32 protein-coding genes are annotated in these 21,428 nt (G+C 38.7%); 24 read left to right on the top strand and 8 right to left on the bottom strand.

The features are described from left to right. Positions 1-375 precede the first annotated feature (375 nt). The 6 genes from HEQ36_RS14710 (at position 376) to HEQ36_RS14685 (ending at position 2,526) form a co-directional block, all read left to right on the top strand. Entirely contained in the window at positions 376-606 is a 231-nt protein-coding gene (locus HEQ36_RS14710; protein WP_015083417.1) for a hypothetical protein, read from the top strand. Continuing rightward, positions 593-952, top strand: coding sequence for a type II toxin-antitoxin system PemK/MazF family toxin (locus HEQ36_RS14705; protein ID WP_028082683.1), 360 nt, complete (start codon positions 593-595; stop codon positions 950-952). Before HEQ36_RS14710 ends, HEQ36_RS14705 begins: the two co-directional genes overlap by 14 nt. A gap of 132 nt (positions 953-1,084) precedes the next feature. After that, the gene (locus tag HEQ36_RS14700; protein ID WP_006278807.1) at positions 1,085-1,285 is read left to right on the top strand and encodes a type II toxin-antitoxin system HicB family antitoxin; all 201 of its coding nucleotides are present in this window, start codon (positions 1,085-1,087) and stop codon (positions 1,283-1,285) included. Beyond that, the gene (locus tag HEQ36_RS14695) at positions 1,282-1,491 is read left to right on the top strand and encodes a type II toxin-antitoxin system HicA family toxin (RefSeq protein WP_053538746.1); all 210 of its coding nucleotides are present in this window, start codon (positions 1,282-1,284) and stop codon (positions 1,489-1,491) included. The genes HEQ36_RS14700 and HEQ36_RS14695 overlap by 4 nt, the downstream gene beginning before the upstream one ends. A gap of 317 nt (positions 1,492-1,808) precedes the next feature. Then, positions 1,809-2,087: a hypothetical protein gene (locus HEQ36_RS14690; RefSeq protein WP_168636353.1), complete on the top strand. Its 279-nt coding sequence runs from the start codon at positions 1,809-1,811 to the stop codon at positions 2,085-2,087. A 37-nt stretch (positions 2,088-2,124) separates the two neighbouring features. Beyond that, entirely contained in the window at positions 2,125-2,526 is a 402-nt protein-coding gene (locus tag HEQ36_RS14685) for a type II toxin-antitoxin system VapC family toxin (RefSeq protein WP_168636352.1), read from the top strand. 83 nt (positions 2,527-2,609) lie between these two features. On the opposite strand, the gene HEQ36_RS14680 is transcribed toward HEQ36_RS14685, so the two are convergent. Next, the gene (locus HEQ36_RS14680) at positions 2,610-2,885 is read right to left on the bottom strand and encodes a type II toxin-antitoxin system RelE/ParE family toxin (RefSeq protein WP_168636351.1); all 276 of its coding nucleotides are present in this window, start codon (positions 2,883-2,885) and stop codon (positions 2,610-2,612) included. Next, on the bottom strand, positions 2,878-3,129 hold the full coding sequence (locus HEQ36_RS14675; protein ID WP_053538749.1) for a type II toxin-antitoxin system Phd/YefM family antitoxin: 252 nt from the start codon (positions 3,127-3,129) through the stop codon (positions 2,878-2,880). Before HEQ36_RS14675 ends, HEQ36_RS14680 begins: the two co-directional genes overlap by 8 nt. A 442-nt stretch (positions 3,130-3,571) precedes the next feature. On the opposite strand from HEQ36_RS14675, the gene HEQ36_RS14670 reads away from it, so the two are divergent. The 6 genes from HEQ36_RS14670 to mazF all read left to right on the top strand — a co-directional run bounded on the left by HEQ36_RS14670 (position 3,572) and on the right by mazF (position 7,140). Further along, complete coding sequence (locus tag HEQ36_RS14670) at positions 3,572-3,901, top strand: hypothetical protein (RefSeq protein WP_053538750.1); 330 nt, start codon at positions 3,572-3,574, stop codon at positions 3,899-3,901. A 6-nt stretch (positions 3,902-3,907) separates the two neighbouring features. Beyond that, positions 3,908-4,357: a hypothetical protein gene (locus HEQ36_RS14665; RefSeq protein WP_053538751.1), complete on the top strand. Its 450-nt coding sequence runs from the start codon at positions 3,908-3,910 to the stop codon at positions 4,355-4,357. A gap of 239 nt (positions 4,358-4,596) precedes the next feature. Next, a complete protein-coding gene (locus tag HEQ36_RS14660; protein ID WP_053538752.1) occupies positions 4,597-4,887 on the top strand; it encodes a hypothetical protein in 291 nt (96 codons plus the stop codon). Beyond that, a complete protein-coding gene (locus HEQ36_RS14655; protein ID WP_168636350.1) occupies positions 4,884-5,324 on the top strand; it encodes a PIN domain-containing protein in 441 nt (146 codons plus the stop codon). The genes HEQ36_RS14660 and HEQ36_RS14655 overlap by 4 nt, the downstream gene beginning before the upstream one ends. A 690-nt stretch (positions 5,325-6,014) precedes the next feature. Further along, complete coding sequence (locus tag HEQ36_RS14650; protein ID WP_015081076.1) at positions 6,015-6,794, top strand: hypothetical protein; 780 nt, start codon at positions 6,015-6,017, stop codon at positions 6,792-6,794. Beyond that, positions 6,748-7,140 (top strand): endoribonuclease MazF, encoded by a 393-nt coding sequence (mazF, locus tag HEQ36_RS14645; protein WP_051155201.1) that lies wholly within the window; start codon positions 6,748-6,750, stop codon positions 7,138-7,140. The genes HEQ36_RS14650 and mazF overlap by 47 nt, the downstream gene beginning before the upstream one ends. A 275-nt stretch (positions 7,141-7,415) precedes the next feature. Here the strand turns inward: mazF and HEQ36_RS14640 are convergent, their stop codons facing one another. Beyond that, positions 7,416-7,757: a XisI protein gene (locus HEQ36_RS14640; protein ID WP_053538755.1), complete on the bottom strand. Its 342-nt coding sequence runs from the start codon at positions 7,755-7,757 to the stop codon at positions 7,416-7,418. Further along, entirely contained in the window at positions 7,745-8,161 is a 417-nt protein-coding gene (locus HEQ36_RS14635) for a XisH family protein (protein ID WP_053538756.1), read from the bottom strand. The genes HEQ36_RS14640 and HEQ36_RS14635 overlap by 13 nt, the downstream gene beginning before the upstream one ends. Before the next feature lie 315 nt (positions 8,162-8,476). Between HEQ36_RS14635 and HEQ36_RS14630 the strand changes: the two genes are divergently transcribed. From HEQ36_RS14630 to HEQ36_RS14620, 3 genes are all read left to right on the top strand, one after another. Next, on the top strand, positions 8,477-8,788 hold the full coding sequence (locus HEQ36_RS14630) for a hypothetical protein (protein ID WP_168636349.1): 312 nt from the start codon (positions 8,477-8,479) through the stop codon (positions 8,786-8,788). A 189-nt stretch (positions 8,789-8,977) separates the two neighbouring features. Beyond that, positions 8,978-9,484 carry a hypothetical protein gene (locus HEQ36_RS14625; protein WP_168636348.1) on the top strand — a complete coding sequence of 169 codons (507 nt, stop codon included), beginning with the start codon at positions 8,978-8,980 and terminating at the stop codon, positions 9,482-9,484. A 55-nt stretch (positions 9,485-9,539) separates the two neighbouring features. Beyond that, a complete protein-coding gene (locus tag HEQ36_RS14620) occupies positions 9,540-11,561 on the top strand; it encodes a hypothetical protein (RefSeq protein ID WP_168636347.1) in 2,022 nt (673 codons plus the stop codon). A gap of 159 nt (positions 11,562-11,720) precedes the next feature. Here HEQ36_RS14620 and HEQ36_RS14615 read toward each other — a convergent pair whose 3' ends face one another. The 4 genes from HEQ36_RS14615 to HEQ36_RS14600 all read right to left on the bottom strand — a co-directional run bounded on the left by HEQ36_RS14615 (position 11,721) and on the right by HEQ36_RS14600 (position 15,162). Further along, on the bottom strand, positions 11,721-11,909 hold the full coding sequence (locus HEQ36_RS14615) for a hypothetical protein (protein ID WP_168636346.1): 189 nt from the start codon (positions 11,907-11,909) through the stop codon (positions 11,721-11,723). 245 nt (positions 11,910-12,154) lie between these two features. Continuing rightward, positions 12,155-13,558, bottom strand: coding sequence for an NAD(P)(+) transhydrogenase (Re/Si-specific) subunit beta (locus HEQ36_RS14610; protein ID WP_168636345.1), 1,404 nt, complete (start codon positions 13,556-13,558; stop codon positions 12,155-12,157). Beyond that, entirely contained in the window at positions 13,555-13,848 is a 294-nt protein-coding gene (locus tag HEQ36_RS14605; protein ID WP_168636344.1) for an NAD(P) transhydrogenase subunit alpha, read from the bottom strand. The genes HEQ36_RS14610 and HEQ36_RS14605 overlap by 4 nt, the downstream gene beginning before the upstream one ends. Positions 13,849-14,007: 159 nt before the next feature. Further along, a complete protein-coding gene (locus HEQ36_RS14600; RefSeq protein ID WP_168636343.1) occupies positions 14,008-15,162 on the bottom strand; it encodes a Re/Si-specific NAD(P)(+) transhydrogenase subunit alpha in 1,155 nt (384 codons plus the stop codon). Between the two features lie 625 nt (positions 15,163-15,787). Between HEQ36_RS14600 and HEQ36_RS14595 the strand changes: the two genes are divergently transcribed. From HEQ36_RS14595 to HEQ36_RS14555, 9 genes are all read left to right on the top strand, one after another. Next, a complete protein-coding gene (locus HEQ36_RS14595; protein ID WP_027401332.1) occupies positions 15,788-16,294 on the top strand; it encodes a DUF2808 domain-containing protein in 507 nt (168 codons plus the stop codon). 125 nt (positions 16,295-16,419) lie between these two features. Beyond that, positions 16,420-16,554, top strand: a complete 135-nt coding sequence (rpmH, locus tag HEQ36_RS14590) for a 50S ribosomal protein L34 (RefSeq protein ID WP_015209090.1) — start codon at positions 16,420-16,422, stop codon at positions 16,552-16,554. Between the two features lie 30 nt (positions 16,555-16,584). Then, positions 16,585-16,974 (top strand): ribonuclease P protein component, encoded by a 390-nt coding sequence (gene rnpA / locus HEQ36_RS14585; RefSeq protein WP_053538765.1) that lies wholly within the window; start codon positions 16,585-16,587, stop codon positions 16,972-16,974. Next, a complete protein-coding gene (locus tag HEQ36_RS14580; protein WP_039199518.1) occupies positions 16,961-17,347 on the top strand; it encodes a PH domain-containing protein in 387 nt (128 codons plus the stop codon). Before rnpA ends, HEQ36_RS14580 begins: the two co-directional genes overlap by 14 nt. Before the next feature lie 438 nt (positions 17,348-17,785). After that, complete coding sequence (gene yidC, locus HEQ36_RS14575; RefSeq protein WP_027401335.1) at positions 17,786-18,931, top strand: membrane protein insertase YidC; 1,146 nt, start codon at positions 17,786-17,788, stop codon at positions 18,929-18,931. Between the two features lie 2 nt (positions 18,932-18,933). Continuing rightward, on the top strand, positions 18,934-19,449 hold the full coding sequence (locus HEQ36_RS14570; protein WP_053538766.1) for a R3H domain-containing nucleic acid-binding protein: 516 nt from the start codon (positions 18,934-18,936) through the stop codon (positions 19,447-19,449). 142 nt (positions 19,450-19,591) lie between these two features. After that, positions 19,592-20,095: a YceD family protein gene (locus HEQ36_RS14565; RefSeq protein ID WP_053538767.1), complete on the top strand. Its 504-nt coding sequence runs from the start codon at positions 19,592-19,594 to the stop codon at positions 20,093-20,095. Positions 20,096-20,450: 355 nt separating this feature from the next. Further along, positions 20,451-20,750 carry a type II toxin-antitoxin system HigB family toxin gene (locus HEQ36_RS14560; protein WP_168636342.1) on the top strand — a complete coding sequence of 100 codons (300 nt, stop codon included), beginning with the start codon at positions 20,451-20,453 and terminating at the stop codon, positions 20,748-20,750. After that, positions 20,734-21,135 carry a type II toxin-antitoxin system HigA family antitoxin gene (locus HEQ36_RS14555; protein ID WP_168636341.1) on the top strand — a complete coding sequence of 134 codons (402 nt, stop codon included), beginning with the start codon at positions 20,734-20,736 and terminating at the stop codon, positions 21,133-21,135. Before HEQ36_RS14560 ends, HEQ36_RS14555 begins: the two co-directional genes overlap by 17 nt. Positions 21,136-21,428: the final 293 nt, after the last annotated feature.

Below are 21,428 nucleotides of genomic sequence, written 5' to 3'. Positions count from 1 at the left end.
CAATGCGAGATTCTGATTGGGTTTCAGCCATTTTACAAAACGCAATACCCCTCATTTTTATTTTGTTTACCTACTTATCTCTCGTCAAGGATATCTCAATCGTTACTTAGAAAAGTATGGTAAAAATACTTGGGAAATGATGAAAAGTGCCTTTTCTATTTTAATAGAATGTAGTGCTAAATATGCAGCTATTAATAATGGTATCGCACTCTTTCCAACTCGCCAAACAGCGAACTGCTTGCAGCAGCGCTTCGCTATCGCATCCCTTCAACTTACCAGAATCCTTTTTTTTTACGAACCACTCCAGACACAGAGTATTTGCAAATTGTTAAAAAAGTGGTATGATTGATTGGTAAGATTAATAAGTCATACATAATGATGAAAGTCACAATTACTTTGGAAGAAGACATTCTCAGATTTATTGATCAACAAGCAAAAGGTAATCGTAGTGCCTATATTAACGCACTATTAGCAGAACAAAGACGCAAAATTTTGGAAGCAGAAATAATTGCAGCACTCCAAGAAGATGCGAAAGATTTAGAATATCAAAATGAGATTTCTGCTTGGGATAATGTAGCTGGAGATGGTATTAATGCCAGAGGGTAATTTAACTTATAAACGGGGTGAAATTCGCTGGGTAAATCTTGATCCAACTGTGGGAGCAGAAGCACAAAAAATCCGTGCTTGTTTAATAGTTCAAAGTGATATTATGAATCAATATGGATTATTAACTATTGTGATGCCATTCCGACCAGGAAGTAAGCAAGCTCCCTATATTGTCAATATCAAAGCAACAGTAACTAATGGATTAGATAAAGATCGTTTTATTGATGTTGCTCAGATTCGTTCTGTAGATTATCGTCGGGTTTTAGGTTTGGTGGGAATTTTAGAAGCTGAATATTGGGAAGAAATTCGTACTGCTTTGGATGTGGTGTTAGGGTTTGGGGTTTAAGTTGAGCGAACTGACAAGTCAGCGCTTCGCTATCGCACTCTCTCAACTCCCCAAAAGCGATTATTCATCTTCATTAAACTGGTACGTCTGACTCACCCTGCGGTAAAATATCCTTAGTTCAAGGAATTGGCTATGAAAATAAAAGCAATTATTTGGGAAGAAGACGGTGTATGGTGTGGTTCTGTACCAGCTTTACCAGGATGTCATACCTGGGGTGAAAGTTACGAACATTTATTAGAAATGTTGAAAGATGCTGTTCAAGGTTGGTTAGAAGTTGCTAGTCAGCAAGAAGAAGTTGAACCACAAAAACAGTTGATTGAGTTATCTTTATGAAATCCGTTTCTGGTAAATCTCTGTGTAAGATTGTTGAACGCTATGAATGGAATCTAAAAAGGATTACAGGTAGTCATCATATCTATGTTAAGGAAGGTATGAGTGTGATTCTTTCTATACCTGTTCATGGTAATCGTGATTTACCTACTGGTACACTCAGAAGTATTTTGAAAGATGCTAGTTTGACTGAGGAAGATTTAGATTAATTTCGCTATCGCATCCCCTCAACTTCCCAAACAGCGATTCCTAGGTCGCGCTTCGCTATCGCATTCCCTCCACTCCCCAAACAGAGATTCCTAGGTCGCGCTTCGCTATCGCACCCCCTCAACCTCCCCAAAAGCGATTCCTAGGTCGCGCTTCGCTATCGCACTCCCTTCAACTCCCAAACAGCGAACTGACAAGTCAGCGCTTACGCTATCGCACTCTCTCAACTTCCCAAACAGCTATACTTTGGGTAAGTTACACTTGCTGATTCTGATCTGATATACTGATAATGTGTAAAAATAATCAAATCTAGTATTTTATGATTAATAATCACCAACTCATCACAGAAACATCCTCAACTACACCCTGGAATGATTTATTATTAGAAATTGCCCAAACTCCAGAAGAATATATACCAGAAATATTGGAAATTGTCCGTTTATTTCGTCAAAATTTGATCAATAAACCAACAACTTTGATAACTACAGAAAAACATAAATTAGACTGGCAAGAATTTATTAATCAAACAGCAGGAAGTTGTGCTGATGATCCAATTATTCTGGATAATTTAGGTATTGATGATACTTTAGATGCATAGCTTAGAAGAAATGATTAATTGTTAGGAATACAAACTGATGAAATATTTATTAGATAGTAATGTTTGTATTCAATATCTTAATCAAAGATCAGAAAAGATTATTCAGCATCTTCAATATTTATCCGATATAGATATAGTAGTTTGTTCTATTGTCAAAGCCGAATTATTTTATGGTGCAATGAGAACTCATAATCCTGCGAAAACTCTGCAAAAGCAGCGGGAATTTTTAGATAGTTTTGTTTCTTTGAAGTTTGATGATGAATGCGCTGTAATTTATGGTGAAATTCGTAGTAAATTGGCTGCTAAAGGTACTCCTATAGGAAATAATGATTTACATATTGCTGCTATTGCGATCGCTAATAATTTAACTTTAATTACTCACAATACTAGAGAATTTAGTAGAATTGACAATTTAAAATTAGAAGATTGGGAGATTTAGTAAACAGCGCTACCTAGCGATCGCACTCCCTCAACTCCCCAAACAGCGATAGCGAAGCGCGACCTAGGAATCGCTTGACAAAGTTACAAGTTTTTATAAACTTCATCATCATTACGTTTACCAACCCGAAAAACATCAACTAATTTATTATCATCATCAATGGTGTACAAAATGCTGTATTCACCCTGATCAATACGATAACCACCTTGATAACCTTTTAAAGCTGCATAGTCTTGAGGACGAGGATTACCTTGAAGGGAGAGAATTTTTGATACAACTTGTTTATATTGTTTTGGTTGTAAGTCTAATAAATCTTTTTCCGCAGTTTTCGCAATCCTCAATGTATAACGTTCACTCATTGGGATATTTAGCTATTATTTCTTCTATGGTGGTAAATCCTTCGTTTTCTTCTACTGCACGTCGCAATTTAGCCGAATCTATTGCATCTTCTATTGCTTCTAATAGTTTTAAATCTTCAATGCTAATTATCGCTACCGCAGCTTTACCATGACGCTGAATTAAAATTCTTTCTCCACGATATTCTGCACGGTTCATAATATCGGGAAAATTAGCACGCGCTTCACTTGCACTGATGACAGACATAGCGCCTCACAAAATTTATAGGATTACATAACATTATAGATTATTTGTCTGTTTTTTGCAAATTGTACAAAATTTAAGTTTTTGAGCAATAGTGGAGCGATCGCACCCCCTCAACTCCCAAACAGCGAACTGACAAGTCAGCGCTTACGCTATCGCACTCCCTCAACTTCCCAAATAGCGATTCCTAGGTCGCGCTTTGCTATCGCACTCCCTCAACTACCCAAACAGAGATTCCTAGGTCGCGCTTACGCTATCGCACTCCCTCAACTACCCAAACAGAGATTCCTAGGTCGCGCTTACGCTATCGCACCCCTTCAACTCCCCAAACAGCGATAGCGAAGCACTTAGATCACCGTAGTTATCACATTTTATAAATTTCAGACATTGCTTATTCTGATCCGATATACTGGTAATATGTAAAAATAATCAAATCTGGTATTTTATGATTAACATTCACCAATCCATTACAGCTAAATCATCAGCAAAACCCCGCAATGATTTATTACTAGAAATTGAACATACTCCAGAAGAATATATACCCGAATTACTACAAATTGTCCGGTTATTTCGTCAAAGTGTGACGATGAAACAGACATCTTTGAAAAACTGGGAAAATGCCATTAATGAAATTAATGAAAGTGACGCAATTAAAAAAGAACACAGAAAAACTAATATTAAAAGATTGTTCGAGTCATGGAATGAATCAGATGAACAACAAGAACAACAAGAAACTTTGGAAATTATTGAATCCATGAATGGTATTTTAATTTAAAATAAAATGAGTAAGGTTATTGTTTTAGATTCTGCACCTGTGGGATTAATTACTAATCCTAAAGCGAATCCTCTAGCTGTGCAATGTCAAGAATGGTTTTATAGTCTTTTTGAAAGAGGTTATGAGGTAATTTTACCAGAAATTATAGATTATGAAATTAGACGAGAATTATTAAGAGCAAATAAGTTATCAGGAATTAGAAAACTGCATCAACTTAAATCAGAAATTATTTATCTTCCTATTACCACAGAAGTAATGTTAAAAGCAGCAGAATTATGGGCTGAAGTGAGAAATCAAGGTAAATCTACAGCAGATAATAAAGCTTTAGATGGTGATGTTATTTTAGCTGCTCAATCTATTTTAGTTGCTAATTATGGAAATGAGGTAATTATTTCCACGAGTAATAAAAAGCATCTTTCTCTTTTTATTGATGCTAGAGAATGGGGAGAAATTTAAACTGTGATAGCGATCGCACCCCTCCAACTTCCCAAACAGCGAACTGCTTGCAGCAGCGCAACGCTTACGCATTCCCTCAACTTCCCAACATCCTTTTTTAACGAACCACGAAGACACGAAGAGCGCGAAGGGAAGAAAGAAGAAAACAGTGTAATTAACATCTGCTTAAATCTGATATACTTAATATATCAAGTTAATCATAAGTTTTACTTGATATTAATTAACTAGCATCGAAGAATATGAAACAATGTAAAACTATACAGCTACAATTGAAACCAGAAATAGAAGCTCGTCTGATTACCCAAGCTACTAAACAAGGTTTATCAATTGAATCTTATCTTGAATCTTTGATTGAAGATAGTTTGAAAAATCAAGATGAAAAATCTTTTTCTCAAGTAACAACTGAGGAAGATTGGGAAACAGCACTAATGAATTTAATCAATAGTCCTGCTTTTACTCTAGCACCACCACTTTCAGATGCAGCTATTAGTCGAGATAGTATTTATACCAGAGAAGATGAAATGTTATGAAATATTTGGTGGATACTAATATTTTACTGCGTTTGGTACAAAAAAATAGTCCCATGCACCTTGATACTCAAAGGGCAATTTTAACACTCAAAAAGCAAGGTAATTTTTTATGTATTATTCCACAAAATATAATTGAATTTTGGGCTGTTGCTACAAGACCTCTTGATAAAAATGGGTTAGGTTTATCTATCACTCAAGCGGAAGAAGAAAGCGAAAAACTTAAAAAGATATTTATATTGGAATTGGATACACCACAAATTTTTACTGAGTGGGAATCACTTGTTATTAAATATCAAGTGATGGGAAAACAGGTACATGATGCTCGTTTAGCTGCGGCTATGGTAGCTCATAATATTACACATTTATTGACATTTAATGTTGAAGATTTTAAACGGTTTTCGGATATTGTAGTTGTTGATCCACGTAGTATTGTTTAATCATATTAGAAGAGCGATTCCTGCGGAGCGCTTCGCTATCGCACTCCCTCAACCTCCCAAAAGCGAACTGCTTGCAGCAGCGCTTCGCTATCGCACCCCCTCAAATCCCCAAACAGCGAACTGCTTGCAGCAGCGCTTCGCTATCGCATCCCCCAACTTCCCAAACAGCGAACTGCTTGCAGCAGCGCTTCGCTATCGCATCCCCTCAACCTCCCAACATCCTTTTTTAACGAACCACAGAGACACAGAGGACACAGAGAAAGAGAGATCGCACCCCCTCAAATCCCCAAACAGCGAACTGCTTGCAGCAGCGCTTCGCTATCGCACCCCCTCACTCCCCAAACAGCGAACTGCTTGCAGCAGCGCTTCGCTATCGCACCCTCTCAACTCCCCAAACAGCGAACTGCTTGCAGCAGCGCTTCGCTATCGCACCCCTCAACTCCCCCAACAGCGATTCCTACGGAGTGCTTCACTATCGCATCTAATTACGTTTTTACGCTACTCCTTCACAGAGTAATATGCTATCTGTGAAGTTTCTTAGCTATAAAGCCAAATTAATTCACAAAATTAGTGTTATTAATTGCACTGGTTAATTCAGTAATCTTGATAGTCAAAGGTCTTGTTATTTTTCGTCAGAGAAGCTAAGGTAGAGTTAAAATATAATGCGCTTTATAAGCTTAGGTGTTGCAAATGGGTATCCTAGAGGCTATCAAACCTGGTTATTTTGAAGAATTTCGGCTTGAAGAAGCTCAATTATTCTTAGAGCAGTGTTTAGCCTGTGATTCTTCCAATGCTGAATTTTATGAATTTCTTGGAAATATTGCACAACGTCAAGGCATAAACATAGATCAGGTAAAATATAAGCTCTCTGAGGCTCTTCAAGAATTTATAATTTTGTTTGAGCTTCAAGAACAGCTTGTTATTACAGGTTCACAAATCAAGGAGCTTACTAAACGTATTCCTGCTCCTGATTCTGAAAATAAATTAAAGCGTAGTTACGCGCTTGAAGAAAAATTCTTGGACATGGCTTTTCAGAAGTTTGTCGAAAGAGTTTCTGAAATTAATTATGTTCACTCCAGAATCGTAGAGAATTACTGGAACTATCTTCCTGAGAAGCTTCAGGATTTGATTTTGTTTGGTTATATCCAAGAATTATTGGCTCAAGGAAAATATTCTTTATCTGAACTTGGCATTTCTCAAGCTGTTTGCAAAAAACACGAAGATTCGTTTTTGCAATTCAAGAGTTATCTTCTTAATGTATTGAGTGATTCTGATGTTGGTGTACGGTTACCTCAGTTAATAGATAAATATGAGCAAATAGTTTCTAATACCTCTGAAAATAATCCTAGCCAGCAGAAAAAAACACCATGTAAGAGGTATAATTTGGAAGAGTTCTTAGTAAAAATAACTCCTCTAAATTCTCATGGTGAAAGTGACTGGGGTGAAGCAATTGGTAACGAAGTTTGGTAGTAAGGTATATGTGCCGGAGCGCGGCGACATTGTATGGCTAAATTTCAGCCCTCAAGAGGGGCGTGAACAAGCTGGTCATCGCCCCGCTTTAATTATTTCTCCTATGATATATAATGACTTAGGTCTTGCTCTAGTCTGCCCAATAACTAACAGTACAAAAGGTTATCCTTTTGAAGTTCCTATACCTAGCGGTATAAATACTACAGGTGTTGTTTTAGCAGATCATCTTAAAAGCATTGATTGGAAAGCAAGAAAAGCTGAATTTATTGAAAAAGTTTCAGTTGAATTTGTTACTGAAGTCATTAGTATATTATCTGTGATAATTCCCTATCCTCAGCAAGATTAAAAGTGTTGTAATGACTGAGGATAAAAGCAATTAGTAAAATACTAATATCGCACCCCTTCAAATCCCCAAACAGCGATTCCTACGGAGCGCTTCGCTATCGCACCTCTTCAACTCCCAAACAGCGATTCCTACGGAGCGCTTCGCTATCGCACCCTCAACTCCCAAACAGCGATTCCTACGGAGCGCTTCGCTATCGCACCCCTTCAACCCCCTAAACAGCGATTCCAAATATCGCTGTTTTGTTTTTGTTTCAAGCAAAGCAAGAAATAACTAAACTAAGCAACTGCAAAATTTGTATATTCCCGCATTTTCGGTTCATGAAAAGCTAAAACAATATCTTCTTTAGGAACACCAACGCGAATTAAATCAGTAGCAATACCTTCTTCTGTCCAATCTTCTTCTATCCAAAACTTACAATTATGTAAGCGAACATAAACAGTCATTCCTGTAATTCTTTCACCATTTTGCCAACCAAGATTCATCCAAATATAATGACCTTTTTCGTCATCGCTAATTAAGAATGTTTCTATATCTTTTTGTGGATGATTCTGAGATAATTCTACATATTCCCTTAAAATTTGTTTGATGATTTTGGGGTAATCTGTTAATTTATCCATTGTTTAATTTCCTCTGTTTCTATATCTACAACAATTAGCGGAAGTTGATGTCGGTTAAGAATCAGTTGAATAACATCCTGTGTGAAGAAACTTTTATATGCGATTTCACTAATGGCAATATAGAGTTTACGGTCTGGTGCAGTTTCTTCTAATAGGTAAAGATAGATATCATATTGGCCGAGAGCTTCTTTTAAATCTTGTATCTTTGATGTACCGATAAAACTTTTGACTTCAACTACCAGTTTTTGTCCTGATTTTTCAATTGCTATCGGACGTTCAGCACCAAGATCAGCATATAGTGTTGTTCTTCTATATTGAATCAAGTAAGGATCATCTGTAATTATCCAACCATCTTTGATTAGTGCATTTTTAACAACGTTATGAATAATGTCTAGTTTGGGCATACTTCAAGTATAGATCAATTATCATAGTTTATCGCTATATAGCGATCGCACTCCCTCAACCTCCCCAAACAGCGAACTGCTTGCAGCAGCGCTTCGCTATCGCATCCTTCCAACTCCCCAAACAGCGAACTGCTTGCAGCAGCGCTTCGCTATCGCATCCCTTCAACTCCCCAAAAGCGAACTGCTTGCAGCAGCGCTTCGCTATCGCACTTCCTCCAACTTCCCAAACATTCTTTTTTTAACGAACCACAGAGACACAGAGGACACAGAGAAAGAGAGATCGCACTCCCTTTAACCTCCCAAACAGCGAACTGCTTGCAGCAGCGCTTCGCTATCGCACCCCCTCAACTCCAAACAGCGATCGCATCCCCCCAACTTCCCAAACAGCGAACTGACAAGTCAGCGCTTACGCTATCGCACCCCTTCAACCTCCCAATACCCTTTTTTAACGAACCACAGAGACACAGAGAACACAGAGTAAGAGCGATCGCACCCCCTCAACTTCCAAAACAGCGATCGCACCCCTCAACCTCCCAAACAGCGATCGCACCCCTCAAACTTCCCAAAAGCGATCGCACTCTCTCACCCTCCCAAACAGCGATCGCACCCCTTCAACCCCCCAAATAGCGATCGCACCCCTTCAACCCCCCAAACAGCGAACTGACAAGTCAGCGCTTACGCTATCGCACTCCCTCAACTTCCAAACAGCGATCGCATCCCCTCAACTTCCCAAACACCTTTTTTTAACGAACCACAGAGACACAGAGAACAGAGAAACAGCGATCGCACCCCTCAACTCCCCAAACAGCGAACTGCTTGCAGCAGCGCTTCGCTATCGCACCCCTCAACTCCCCAAACAGCGAACTGCTTGCAGCAGCGCTTCGCTATCGCATCCCTTCAACTCCCCAACATCCTTTTTTAACGAACCGCAGAGACGCAGAGGACACAGAGAAAGAGCGATCGCACTCCCTCAACTCCCCAAACAGCGATCGCACCCCTCCAACTTCCCAAACAGCGAACTGCTTGCAGCAGCGCTTCGCTATCGCACCCCCTCAACTCCCCAAACAGCGAACTGCTTGCAGCAGCGCTTCGCTATCGCATCCCCTCAAACTTCCCAAACAGCGATCGCATCCCCTCAACTCCCCAACATCTTTTTTATCTCACGCAGAGAACGCAGAGAGTTTCGCGCAAAGTCGCAAAGGAGCAAAGACGCAAAGGATCGCATCCCTCAACATCCCAACATCCTTTTTTAACGAACCACGAAGACACGAAGAGCGCGAAGGAAGAAGAGAAGAAAAGAGCGATCGCATTTTTAAAATTTAAGACATCCCTTAAACAGTATAATAATATATTCATATACCAAGTTTCCAAAACAACAATGAGTTACACTTTATCAACAGCACCTGAACACATTATTAAAAACGTTGAAACTTTAAAACAAATCTGGAAAGATAGCTGTGAAGCTATTAAAAACGATTTAACAGGAGATTATAGTCGTCATTTACTATTGCTTCTAAACGATTTACATGAGGAAATAGATAATAATAAGGAGAAATTTTCTAACAACTCTTATGGTAAAAAGTTCTTTGAAATACAAATTGCTAGTTATTGTTCTTTTAAACAAAATAAAAAATATGATGAATTAGATGAAATAAAAAAAGAATGGACTAAGGATATTAATGAAGAATTAAAGTTTATTTGTGAAGCATTATCTGATAATAATGTAAAGTTTAAATTTCAATTAGAAGATATTCCAATTTTAATAAAACGTATTGAAAAGAAAATAATTTCAGAAAATAGTTTTGAGTTGATTATCAAAAAATTATATAATAACTTATTAGCAGAAAATATAAATTATATGCAAGTAAAATTCTTGTCCGAAACATTAATTTTGCTTTTTAACAATAAGGGAAGAGTGGAATTATACTTCATGCTGGAAGAACAATTTGAAAAATTTGAATACATAAACACATATCCTCATAATGAGTATCTTTATGAGACACTTTATGATCTGCAAGATACAGATGATTTATGCCCAGAAGTATGGGGATCACCTTTAAGAAATGGACAAACTATTGGGGAATATATAGAAGAAGTTAGGAGTTATTATGAAGAATTAAGTATACAAGAGAGACTCAATTTCTTAATAAATATTTATCAACAAGAACCTCAAATTTATAAAGTCATATTTAACATAATAAATGTAAATTTTTCTCAACCTTTTAAGATAGGACAACAAGTGCAATTCTACATTACCCCAAAAGATAATCAATATGATTGTCAACACATTAGGTATATCAATGAAACATCAACGATAAATAAATTATATTCTGATCATTTTAGTGCATTAAATGATCCAACCAAGTTTGAATTAAGAACAAAATACTGCGTTGCAGTTGACATACAGGGTGTAGATAATAAATTTATTGCTATTAAAGCTAGACAAATTGCTGAAAGAACTATAGCTGCATTGTCAACAAGAACAAGAAAGATAAAAGAGCAACCAATTAAGTTATCAAATGATTGGGTGATTTGTAATTCTCAAGGTGATATTGAACAATATAGTAATACAAGATATTATATCACAAAAGATATTAGTGAATTGGCTGGTACATCACAAAATAATTACCGGGAAAAGCTTGGGCGTTGGATATCTGATGAAAATAGATGTCATCCAACTGTAGCAAAATGGTTGTCTTCTATTGATTCGTATAGACAGGCGATAGAAGCACCAGAAAGCTCTCAAGAAATATTAAATTCATGGTTTGCTGTAGAAACATTTTCTAAAGATTCTAAAATACTTTCTAAACAATCTCTGAAAATAGATCAAGATTTTTTGCAAGAAACAACTTTGAAGGAAATGATAAATTTATGGCTTGGAGGAGATGAGATTAAAATAGTACAATTACTTCTTGTTTTGAGTGAATTAAAATTTGATTTATATAGTCAAGTAGCACAAGTTAGGAATAGTTTAAATAACACTTCAACATTCTATAGTTTGAGAGTATCTGAGTCTATACAGGAAAATTTGCAAGACTATTTATCTATTAATAATGAACTTTACAAAATTTTGTACAACAAGGATGATTGTCAAAAATATTTAGCTAGAAAAATTATTAACCTCAAAGATGATGTTTATAACATTTATCGCATTCGTAATATGCTGGTTCATTATGGTAATACCAAAAGTAAGCTATTAGATTATTATGCAAAACGTTGTCGAGAGTATTGTCATTCTTTGTTGTATGCTATTGTATATAAAATATTTCAGACTTCTAGTGATGATGAAATTATGCCTTTGGAATTTTATTTCCGAGAAATGGTAATTGATGCCAATATTGCTTTAGAAGCTGTTAAAGAAGATAAAATGGATAAGTTTAGAGATTGGGTTTTATCGTAAATCATTTGAACAACTACTTATTATTCCCCAACCTTAAATTTATCTTTTTATCTCTGTGCTTTTGCATGAGAATAGCACAATAAAACACTAGAAGCCTAAATTTAAACTTTAGGATGATTACATCAAAGAGTAATTATCCTTGAAATTAATTAGATGGCATTAATCAGGATCATAAGTATAGGTTTCTTCCCAACATTCTCGCTCTTCATCCTGTTGTTGTTTCCACTCCATCAATGTTTGTTCATCTGGTCCATCACGCAGGAGGTTTCGTTCGTAAATGTCATTCTCGTCATATACTTCTCTTGACGAAGAGTAATTATATTGATTATGAGGTTTAGCATTCGTCACTGGAGAGATACTTTGCGAAGAATTACTCTGTGAAGGAGGGTTCTGTTTGCGTGATGGAGAAGACTTTTTGGGGGAGTAACAGATATACCAAACTATAAAAATTATAGTGAGTAAAAAAAAGATAGCCATGTAGTGTTTCTCCTAAAGAAAGGAATTATTTATAAAATGCAGTTATTACAACCTCAAAGCACAAGCGTAAAAACACTGTAAGGGCATAGTTCACAAACTACACCCCTAAAATTAACCTAAAGCTGCTTCACCTCACTAACCAACTTAGCCACCATATCCTTAGCGCTACCAAACAACATCGTCGTTTTAGCCTTATAAAACAACTCATTATCAACACCAGCAAAACCAGCACTCATACCGCGCTTAATCACAATAGTTTGCTTTGCGCGATCAACCTCCAAAATCGGCATCCCATAAATAGGACTATTCTTATCACTACGCGCCGCCGGATTGACCACATCATTAGCACCAATCACCAACGCCACATCAGCCTGTTCAAACTGGGGATTAATATCCTCCATATCATACAACTGCGTATAGGCCACATTAGCTTCCGCCAATAACACATTCATGTGTCCCGGCATTCTACCAGCAACCGGATGTATCGCATATTTCACATCCACACCCATGCGCTCTAATTGATCAGCCAACTCCCGGACGCTATGCTGTGCTTGAGCAACCGCCATACCGTATCCTGGGACAATCACCACAGAACGGGCATAACCCAACATCATCGCCCCTTCTTCCGCATCAATACTGCGAACAGGTTGATCACTAGCACCAGCAGCCGCACCACCAGTAGCAGTAGAAACAGAACCAAAAGCACTAAATAAGACACTGAACAAAGAACGGTTCATAGCCTTACACATAATTTCCGTCAGGATAAGACCAGAAGCCCCCACCAAAGCACCGGCGATGATTAACATATTGTTCATCACCACAAACCCAGCCGCAGCCGCAGCCACACCGGAGAGAGAGTTTAACAGGGAGATAACAACGGGCATATCACCCCCACCAATGGGGAGGACGAACATCACACCCAACACCAAAGAAACAGCCACCACTGCTAAAAATACGGGGAGGCTATCTGGTGTCCTGATTAAATAGGCACTTCCAGCTAAATAAGAACCTAAAAGCAGGATGTTAAAAGGTTGTTGCAAAGGAAAGGTAATCGGTGTACCGCTAATTAAACCTTGCAATTTGGCAAAAGCGAGAAAACTACCTGTTAAAGTCACACCACCGATTAACACATCCAACAACATAGATATGTTGACATCGAGGGGGATAGGTTGAGAACTATCTAATAACCGCCAAAATTCAGCAACAGCAATTAATGCGGAAGATGCTCCACCTAAACCATTTAATAAACCCACCATTTGCGGCATTTCCGTCATTTGCACTTTGTAAGCAATAACAGCGCCAATTACCGAACCAATAGCCAAACCTATCAAAATCATCTCGTAATTTAATACGTGCTGATCTAGCATTGTAGCGACAATAGCTAATAGCATTCCCACCGCAGCGACAAGATTACCATTTCTAGCACTAGCGGGAGAACCCAGCTTTTTCAAACCTAAGATAAATAATGATGCAGCGACTAAGTAAGTTAGCTGAATCCCAGTTGGTAAAAAGTCGCTCATGCTTTAACTTCCTTCTTTTTAAACATTTGTAGCATTCTGTCAGTGACTAAAAAACCACCGACAACATTAACCATTGCCAAAATTACGGCAATTAAACCGAGAATTACCGATAAATTCGTGTTTTTCTCCCCCGCAGCCAGAATTGCACCAATTACGGAAATCCCGGAAATGGCATTTGAACCGGACATTAACGGAGTGTGTAACGTAGGGGGAATTTTGTTAATGACTTCAAAGCCGATAAAAGAGGCTAAGACAAGTACAAATAAGGCTGGAAGTAATGCTTCTGTCATGTGATTTTTGGATTTAAGAGGTTTCGCGCAAAGATACAAAGGAGCAAAGACGCAAAGAGAAGATTTACATAACAAACGAAAAATCTCTCTCAAACTCGCATTTCTCTGCGAACTCTGCGCCTCTGCGGTTCGTTATTCCGTGAAATTTATTCATTTCAACTAAACAGCTACCGCTTGCAAAGCGTCATTTACTCGTTGGTTTCTAATTTCTCCATCATGAGTAACACAAGCAGCGTCAACGATATCGTCACCGAAGTTGATTTCTAAGGCTTTGTCTTTAATCAACAGTTGCATTAATGAAGTAACGTTCTTTGCATACAGTTGGCTGGCGTGTACTGGCATGGATGAGGGTAAATTAATTGGTCCGATAATTGTTACCCCGTTCCAAATAATATCTTTACCTGCTTCTGTACAAGCGCAGTTTCCACCTTGTTCTGCGGCTAAGTCTACTATTACTGAACCGGGTTTCATTTGTGCCACCATTTCTTCTGTCACCAGTCTGGGGGCTTGTCTTCCTGGTACTTGGGCGGTGGTAATGACAATATCGGAGTTTTTGACGTGGCTGGCTACTAGTTCTTGGGTACGCTTTTTACTGTCTTCTGAAATTTCTTTGGCGTAACCACCGGCTGCAACGGTTTCTTCTTCGAGTTTGACTTCGACGAATTTTGCTCCTAAGCTTTGCACTTCTTCTTTAACGGCTGGGCGGATGTCAAAGGCTTCTACTACTGCTCCTAGTCGTCTTGCGGTGGCGATCGCTTGCAATCCTGCCACACCTGCACCCATAATAAATACTTTGGCGGGAGCAATTGTCCCCGCAGCGGTGGTTAACATGGGGAAATATTTCGGTAATGCCGCCGCCGCAATCAATACGGCTTTATAGCCCGCCAGTGAAGCCTGGGAAGACAAAGCATCCATGCTTTGCGCCCTGGTGGTACGGGGGATTAATTCCATACTCAAAGCGGTAATTTGCCGATTTGCTAATTGTTGAGCAATTACGGGATTTCCCAGGGGATTAAGAAAGCTAATTAATACAGAGCCAGATTTAAGTAATTCAATTTCTGTTCGGCCGTCTTCTCTGGTTTGCGGTGGGCTAACTTTGAGTAAAATATCTGCTTCACTCCATAATTGGGCGGAATCATGACTAATTTTTGCTCCTGCTGCTTCATAGTCAGCATCACTAAAAAATGCTTTTTCTCCCGCACCTGTTTCTACCCAAACTTCTAAACCTTGTTTGACTAATTTGGCTACGGTGTCGGGAATTAAAGCTACACGCCGTTCACAAACTTCTATTTCTTTCGCAACTGCTATTTTCATGAAATCTCCTAGAAATAAATCCCTTGACTATTAATTAAGCTGTCGGGATGATTAACCATGAATTACCTTTGTAGATAGAACTTTCAACCTTTTTGTTTTTCCTATCCTTGGGCTTTATTCACAATCTCAACTTGACAATATGCAAATATCATCCTGGCAAAATAGCTATAAGTAGAATTAGTTATCGCACATCCTATGCCGATATCTACATTTTGTATATTGTTCTTCAGATTATTTTATATTTGGAAAAAATCTCACCCTGAAAGTTTTATTTATTTAAAATATACTTGTGTACTAAAATATTTATAATTAGCAATAAAAATTATCCTTTAGCAATACAAAACTATGTAATCTAGATTTTATCTCTTGTTGGCCGCGTCAAACTCGATAAACACCTACTCAATAATTTATTCCCAAAGCCAAAAACAACACAATTTCGTTTATTCGTCTCATCGCAGGTTGGTACTGCGCGTAAGTCCTATAATCTTAGTTTCAGGAATGGAAGTTTTCACTAAAAAGGCACTTTTATCTTTCACCAACGTCAATTGTCAAACATATAGTAGTAAAGTTTAGTTACAAATACTGATACTTCGTTACAAACTACCAACTAGAGGAAACCTAATTTATGAAACGCCTACTTTCTGCCTTAGCCGTGACTAGCTGCTTATTAGCGGGTTTACCAGCGATAACTTTAGCCCAGAATGGTTTAACACTTTTTAGTGGGGTCAAAAGTGAAAATCAGTTACCCTTTCGGTTAGATTTTGGCGGACAAACCAGCAACACAGATCGTTATATACTCAGAGTTCCTGCCAAACAAATGAAACTAGCAGTAGCTCAATTTACCATTACTTATCCTGATTATTACAAGGGAACTTTCGATCCCAAAAGTGTTGAAGTCATAGTTAAAGGTAAAAAAGTCCCCCTATCTGAAGTCAAATGGGATAAGGAAGGTGGTGTGATTCAAATATTTCCTGAAGAACCAGTTCCCGCCGGTCGCAAAGTCGAGTTAGTCTTATCCAATGTACAGAATCCAGCTTTTGGGGGAGTTTACTATTTCAAATGTCAAGTTCTTTCCCCCGGTGATGTCCCATTACTGCGTTATCTTGGTACGTGGATTATCAGTATTAACTAAAAAGGAAAGGGGCAACTGACAACTGACAACTGACAACTCCATCCAGAAATATGTTTTTATTGCCTGTAAAGTGGTAAAATATCAGATTGTGACTTTTTATGAAAATCGCCTAAGAGGAGAACCGTATGCAAAGAACACTGGGCGGCACTTGCCGTAAGAGAAAAAGAACATCTGGATTCCGCGCCAGAATGCGAACACCAGACGGCAGAAACGTGATTAGTGCCAGAAGAAGAAAAGGGCGGCATCGTCTGAGCGTTTAGGGTAATAAAATTCAGTAATTAAGAACTGTTGTGGCTTTGCCCAAAGCATATCGGCTCAAATCCCGTCAGGATTTTCAGGCAGTTTTCCGAGAAGGAATTCGGCGACATAGTTCTCATTTCACACTGAGAGCTTTAAAACCTACTCTTGCGACAGAACCTTCTTTGGATACTGCCCCCCCTAGCACAAAAATTGGTATTGCCATTAGTACAAAAGTCAGTAAACGCGCCGTTGTTCGCAACAAAATCAAAAGGCAAATAACAGCAGCATTACACCAATTATTGCCTAAATTACTCCCAGGATGGCGGCTAGTATTAATTGTGAAACCAACAACAACAGAATCTGAGTGCGAAACCCAGAAATTTCTGCAAGAATTAGAGCAGTTGTTGGCACAAACTGAGGTATTAAATGGGTATTCGTGAAGAAGTTTATTATGAGGGTGGTCCCCACATTGGGGATTTGATTTTCAACCTGCTAATTGGGCTAACAGTAGTGGGTATACCCTTAGCTGTGGGAGCAATAGTCAGAGCAGTGTGGCTACGCTTCCGCATCACAGATCGAAGGATATGTGTAACTGGTGGTTGGATGGGACGCGATCGCTATGATGTAATTTATTCAGAAGTGGTGAAAGTCGTCAAAGTTCCCCGTGCCATCGGTCTATGGGGAGATATGGCAGTCACCCTCAAAAATGGTACTCTCATCGAAATGCGGGCTGTTCCCAATTTTCGGGGAGTCTATGACTACATTAATGAAAAAATTGCTGCTAAAAATCCCCAATATAGCAATCCTAAATGAGTCACTTGATTTTGGATTTACGTTAGCGAAGCGTACGCAGCGCAGCGAGTATTTTAGATTTTGGATTGAGTTCACCCTAAAGTGTATAGCTGGAAAATTTTGGATTTGGGATTTACGTTAGCGAAGCGTACGCAGCGCAGCGAGTATTTTTCCATCCTTCAGGACGGGGCTTGTACCAAATTTTTTGAATCTAAAATCTAAAATCTAAAATTCCCGGTCATTTTTCCAGAGCGTTAACATTCACATTTTTAGATCATGTGCGGCTATCCTTAACTTCCATAGCTTGTGGATAGTCGCAGCAATGCTTAACAAAAACCTCTACAATATAGAGCAAAAGCTTGGAAGAGAACCGCCTCTAGTCAGAGGATAGGATCAACTGAGTATCCCACTCCCAACCGGGGTGGGAGTGTCAAAGTACCGCAGGTTGAATTCAGAATAATGGATTTTGGTATCGGGTTTCTCTCGAACAACGTGATGTTGCCAATCATAGACCTTTTCTATGGTTTTGTCCCTAGCTATGGGTTGGCGATAGTAGCCTTAACATTGATTATCCGCTTTGCACTCTATCCCCTGAGTGCTGGCTCTATCCGCAGTATGCGGCGGATGCGAGTTGTGCAACCTGTGATGCAAAAGCGTATGGCAGAAATTAAAGAACGCTATAAAGATGATCAGCAAAAGCAACAAGAGGAAATGCTCAAGGTCCAAAGTGAATTTGGTAATCCCTTAGCAGGATGTCTACCTTTACTGTTGCAAATGCCAGTATTACTAGCACTGTTTGCAACTTTGCGGGGTTCGCCTTTTTCTGGTGTTAACTATTCCGTTAACCTGCAAATATTCCCCCAAGAAGAGATTGAGCGCATTCAACCCCAAGCATTTGCCACTCCTCCACAAAATATCTACATTGCTGACGGTGATCACACTCCCATTTCTGCGATCTTACCGGGAGGCGATAAGTTAACAGTGGGAGAAAAAACTAAGATTCAATATCAAACCGTAGAAGGCAAACCATTTGATTTGCTTCTCAAGGAACACCCAGAAGCTCAGTTAACACCCACCTGGAAAGTCACCAAAGGCGCAGAGAGGGTGAAAATTGATGCCGAAGGCAATGTAGAGGCTCTAGAACCCGGAGACGTGACCATTCAAGGCACAATTCCCGGACTAGCAGCAGAAAAAGGATTTCTCTTTATTGATGCTTTGGGTCGAGTAGGTGCTATTGATCCCGATAACACAGTCCATTGGGATATTGTGGCGATGATTGTCTTCTTTGGTATCAGCCTTTATGTCAGCCAAATGCTGTCTGGGCAAAATTCCAGCGGTGGCAACCCTCAGCAAGATACAGTCAATAAAATTACCCCTGTCATCTTTTCTGGGATGTTCCTATTCTTTCCTCTGCCGGCTGGGGTACTTATGTATATGGTAATTGGTAACGTTTTCCAAACTATCCAAACATATATCCTCTCCCGTGAACCTCTACCAGAAGAAATTCAGAAAATCGTAGATTCACAAGAAAAAGAAGCCCAAACCATCGAAGTAAAAGCGTTGCCATTTGAACCCAAAAGTTCTAAGAAAAAGGCTACCGGTTGATTATGAGCGACATTTCTATGCAGAGTAGTGAACAATGGCTACAAAATTTGCTACTTTTAACTGGTGTATCTACTCAAGTATGGGCTAATTTAGAACCTAAGCCATCTTCAGGACAAGATACACCAACAGGAGAAAGCTACTGGTTAACAATAGATCAAACCAACTTAACATCAGAACAAATTAGGATTTTAATTGGTGCTGGTGGTTCGGTGCTAGATAGTATTCAGTATCTAGCAAATTCCGTTCTCAACTTAAATCAACCAGAAGAAAATCAGACAGCTTACACAATTGAATTGAATGGTTATCGGGTAAGACGAGAAGCCGAAATCCGCACTTTAGCTGAAACTGCTGCCGCAGAAGTCCGTTTTTCTGGAAGAGAGGTAGAACTTCAATCTCTCAGTTCCTCAGAACGCCGACAAATCCACACTTTATTGCAGGAATTTTCGGATTTAGAAACCTTCAGTCGCGGCAAAGAACCTTATCGTCATTTAGTTGTTCGTCAAGCAGTCACACCATAATTAGGTAATAGGGAACGGGGAACAGGGAACAGGGAACAGGGAACAGACAAAAATATTACCAATTACCAGTTACCAGTTACCAATTACCCATTACCCATTACCCATTACCAATGATCAATTTTGATGGTATTTCACAAATCCTATGGACGCTATTTTTATTCCGCAGCTATCTAAAGCCCCGGAGCGGACAGAGGAAATTCAAGTTCAAGAGTTTCTGCCTGGACTAGAAACATTGACACCGGTTCGCGGAGTTATCCAGGTCAAACACCAGGGTAATTATTTAGAAGTTTCATCTCAGGCAGAAACAATTGTTACCTGTACTTGCAACCGCTGTTTGCAGCAGTATAACCATCGTTTGGTTCTTGATACTCAGGAAGTTATTTGGTTAGATGAAACTGCTAATCAAACGGAAGATTTTCCTCTAGAAATGGAAGTTGCTGTAGAGGATTTACTGGAAACTTTAGCACCTGATGGTCATTTTGATCCCGGTGAATGGCTCTATCAGCAGATGTGTTTAGCATTACCTCAGCGTCAATTATGCAATGTTAATTGTCCAGGTATTTTAGATGCTGCTGTTTCTGAACCACCTACGGATAGCCGTTGGGCTTTATTAGATGCTTTGAAAAAACAACTTCCAGATAATTAGTAAATTTACTATTTGGTGTGTTATGGCTTAATTCTTTATGGCTCGGTAAAAGCTGTTAATACTCTCTCAATCTCCTCAAGGATTTTTTATCTTTGTGGAGTTTTTAATTACAGAAAAATGAACCACGAAGGAACGAAGGACTCGAAGGAAAGAGGGTTTTAGAGAGATTTTGCATAAGCTCTAAAAAGGGCTTGACAAATTACTCTCATTTTGAGATGATAAAACAGGTGACAAGCACAAAAATAAGCAAACACAAACACAAGAATAACCAACCACAAACACAAGAATAACCAAACGTTAACTAGGAGTTAAGCTATGTACACCAACCACTATTATTTCAACTCCAAAATATATTATGCACTTAATTCACATTCGCATCCTCCGCGAAGAAGCAGCAAAGTACCCTGATATCAAAAAACAAATTGAAGATTGGCATAAAACAGTTAAAAAAGCAGAATGGCAAAGTTTAAATGATGTTCAGAAATTTTACCGAGATGCTGAGGCAGTTGGTAATTTTACTGTTTTTAATATCAAAGGTAATGATTATCGTTTAATTGTAGGAATGGATTATGAAGATCAAACGGTGTACTACAAATACTTGCTAACTCACGCCGAATATAGTAAAAATAAATGGAAAAATGACCCTTACTTTTGACCGAAATACTTATAGTCAATTACTAGCAGAAATCGCTCCTAAAGTAATTGAAACAGAGGAAGACTATGAACGGTTTTTAAAAGTTGCAGAATATCTAACTTTTAAAAAAAATCGTAGTCCAGAGGAGCGAGCTTTACACAAATTGCTTGTCAGACTAATTGAAGATTATGAGGAAGAACATTATCCAATGGATGAATCTACACCTCATGAAATATTACTACATATCATGGAATCTAGTGGAATTCGTCAAGCTGACTTAGTACGCATTCTTGGTTCTAGCAGCGGTGTGGTTTCAGAGGTTGTCAACGGTAAACGCTCAATTAGTAAAGCACAAGCAAAAGCCTTGGGAGAATATTTTAAAGTGTCTCCTAGTTTATTTATTTAGAGGTTGTTTGAAAAGTCTAAATTCATACATAGGATTTGCTGAATAAGTACCCATTCATTGGTGTCAACTTAACGTAAAACATCTATCCCGCAAAGAACTCAATTCATCTCATTCCCAGTCTCTCACTGGGAATGAATCCTAGAAGGCTCTGCCTTCAATGATATTAGAGGCAGAGCCTCATCAACTGCATTCCTAGTCAGAGACTAGGAACGAGGTGTGGTAGGGATTTGAGCTTAAGTTGACACCATTAAGCTTTTGCTTTACCCCTACCCGGAGAATCAAATAATTAAGCC

Source organism: Anabaena sp. 54, from assembly GCF_017355725.1.
Lineage (GTDB): Bacteria > Cyanobacteriota > Cyanobacteriia > Cyanobacteriales > Nostocaceae > Dolichospermum > Dolichospermum heterosporum.
The sequence above is the reverse complement of the archived record's forward strand: the minus strand, read 5'-3'. Positions and strand labels throughout refer to the sequence as shown.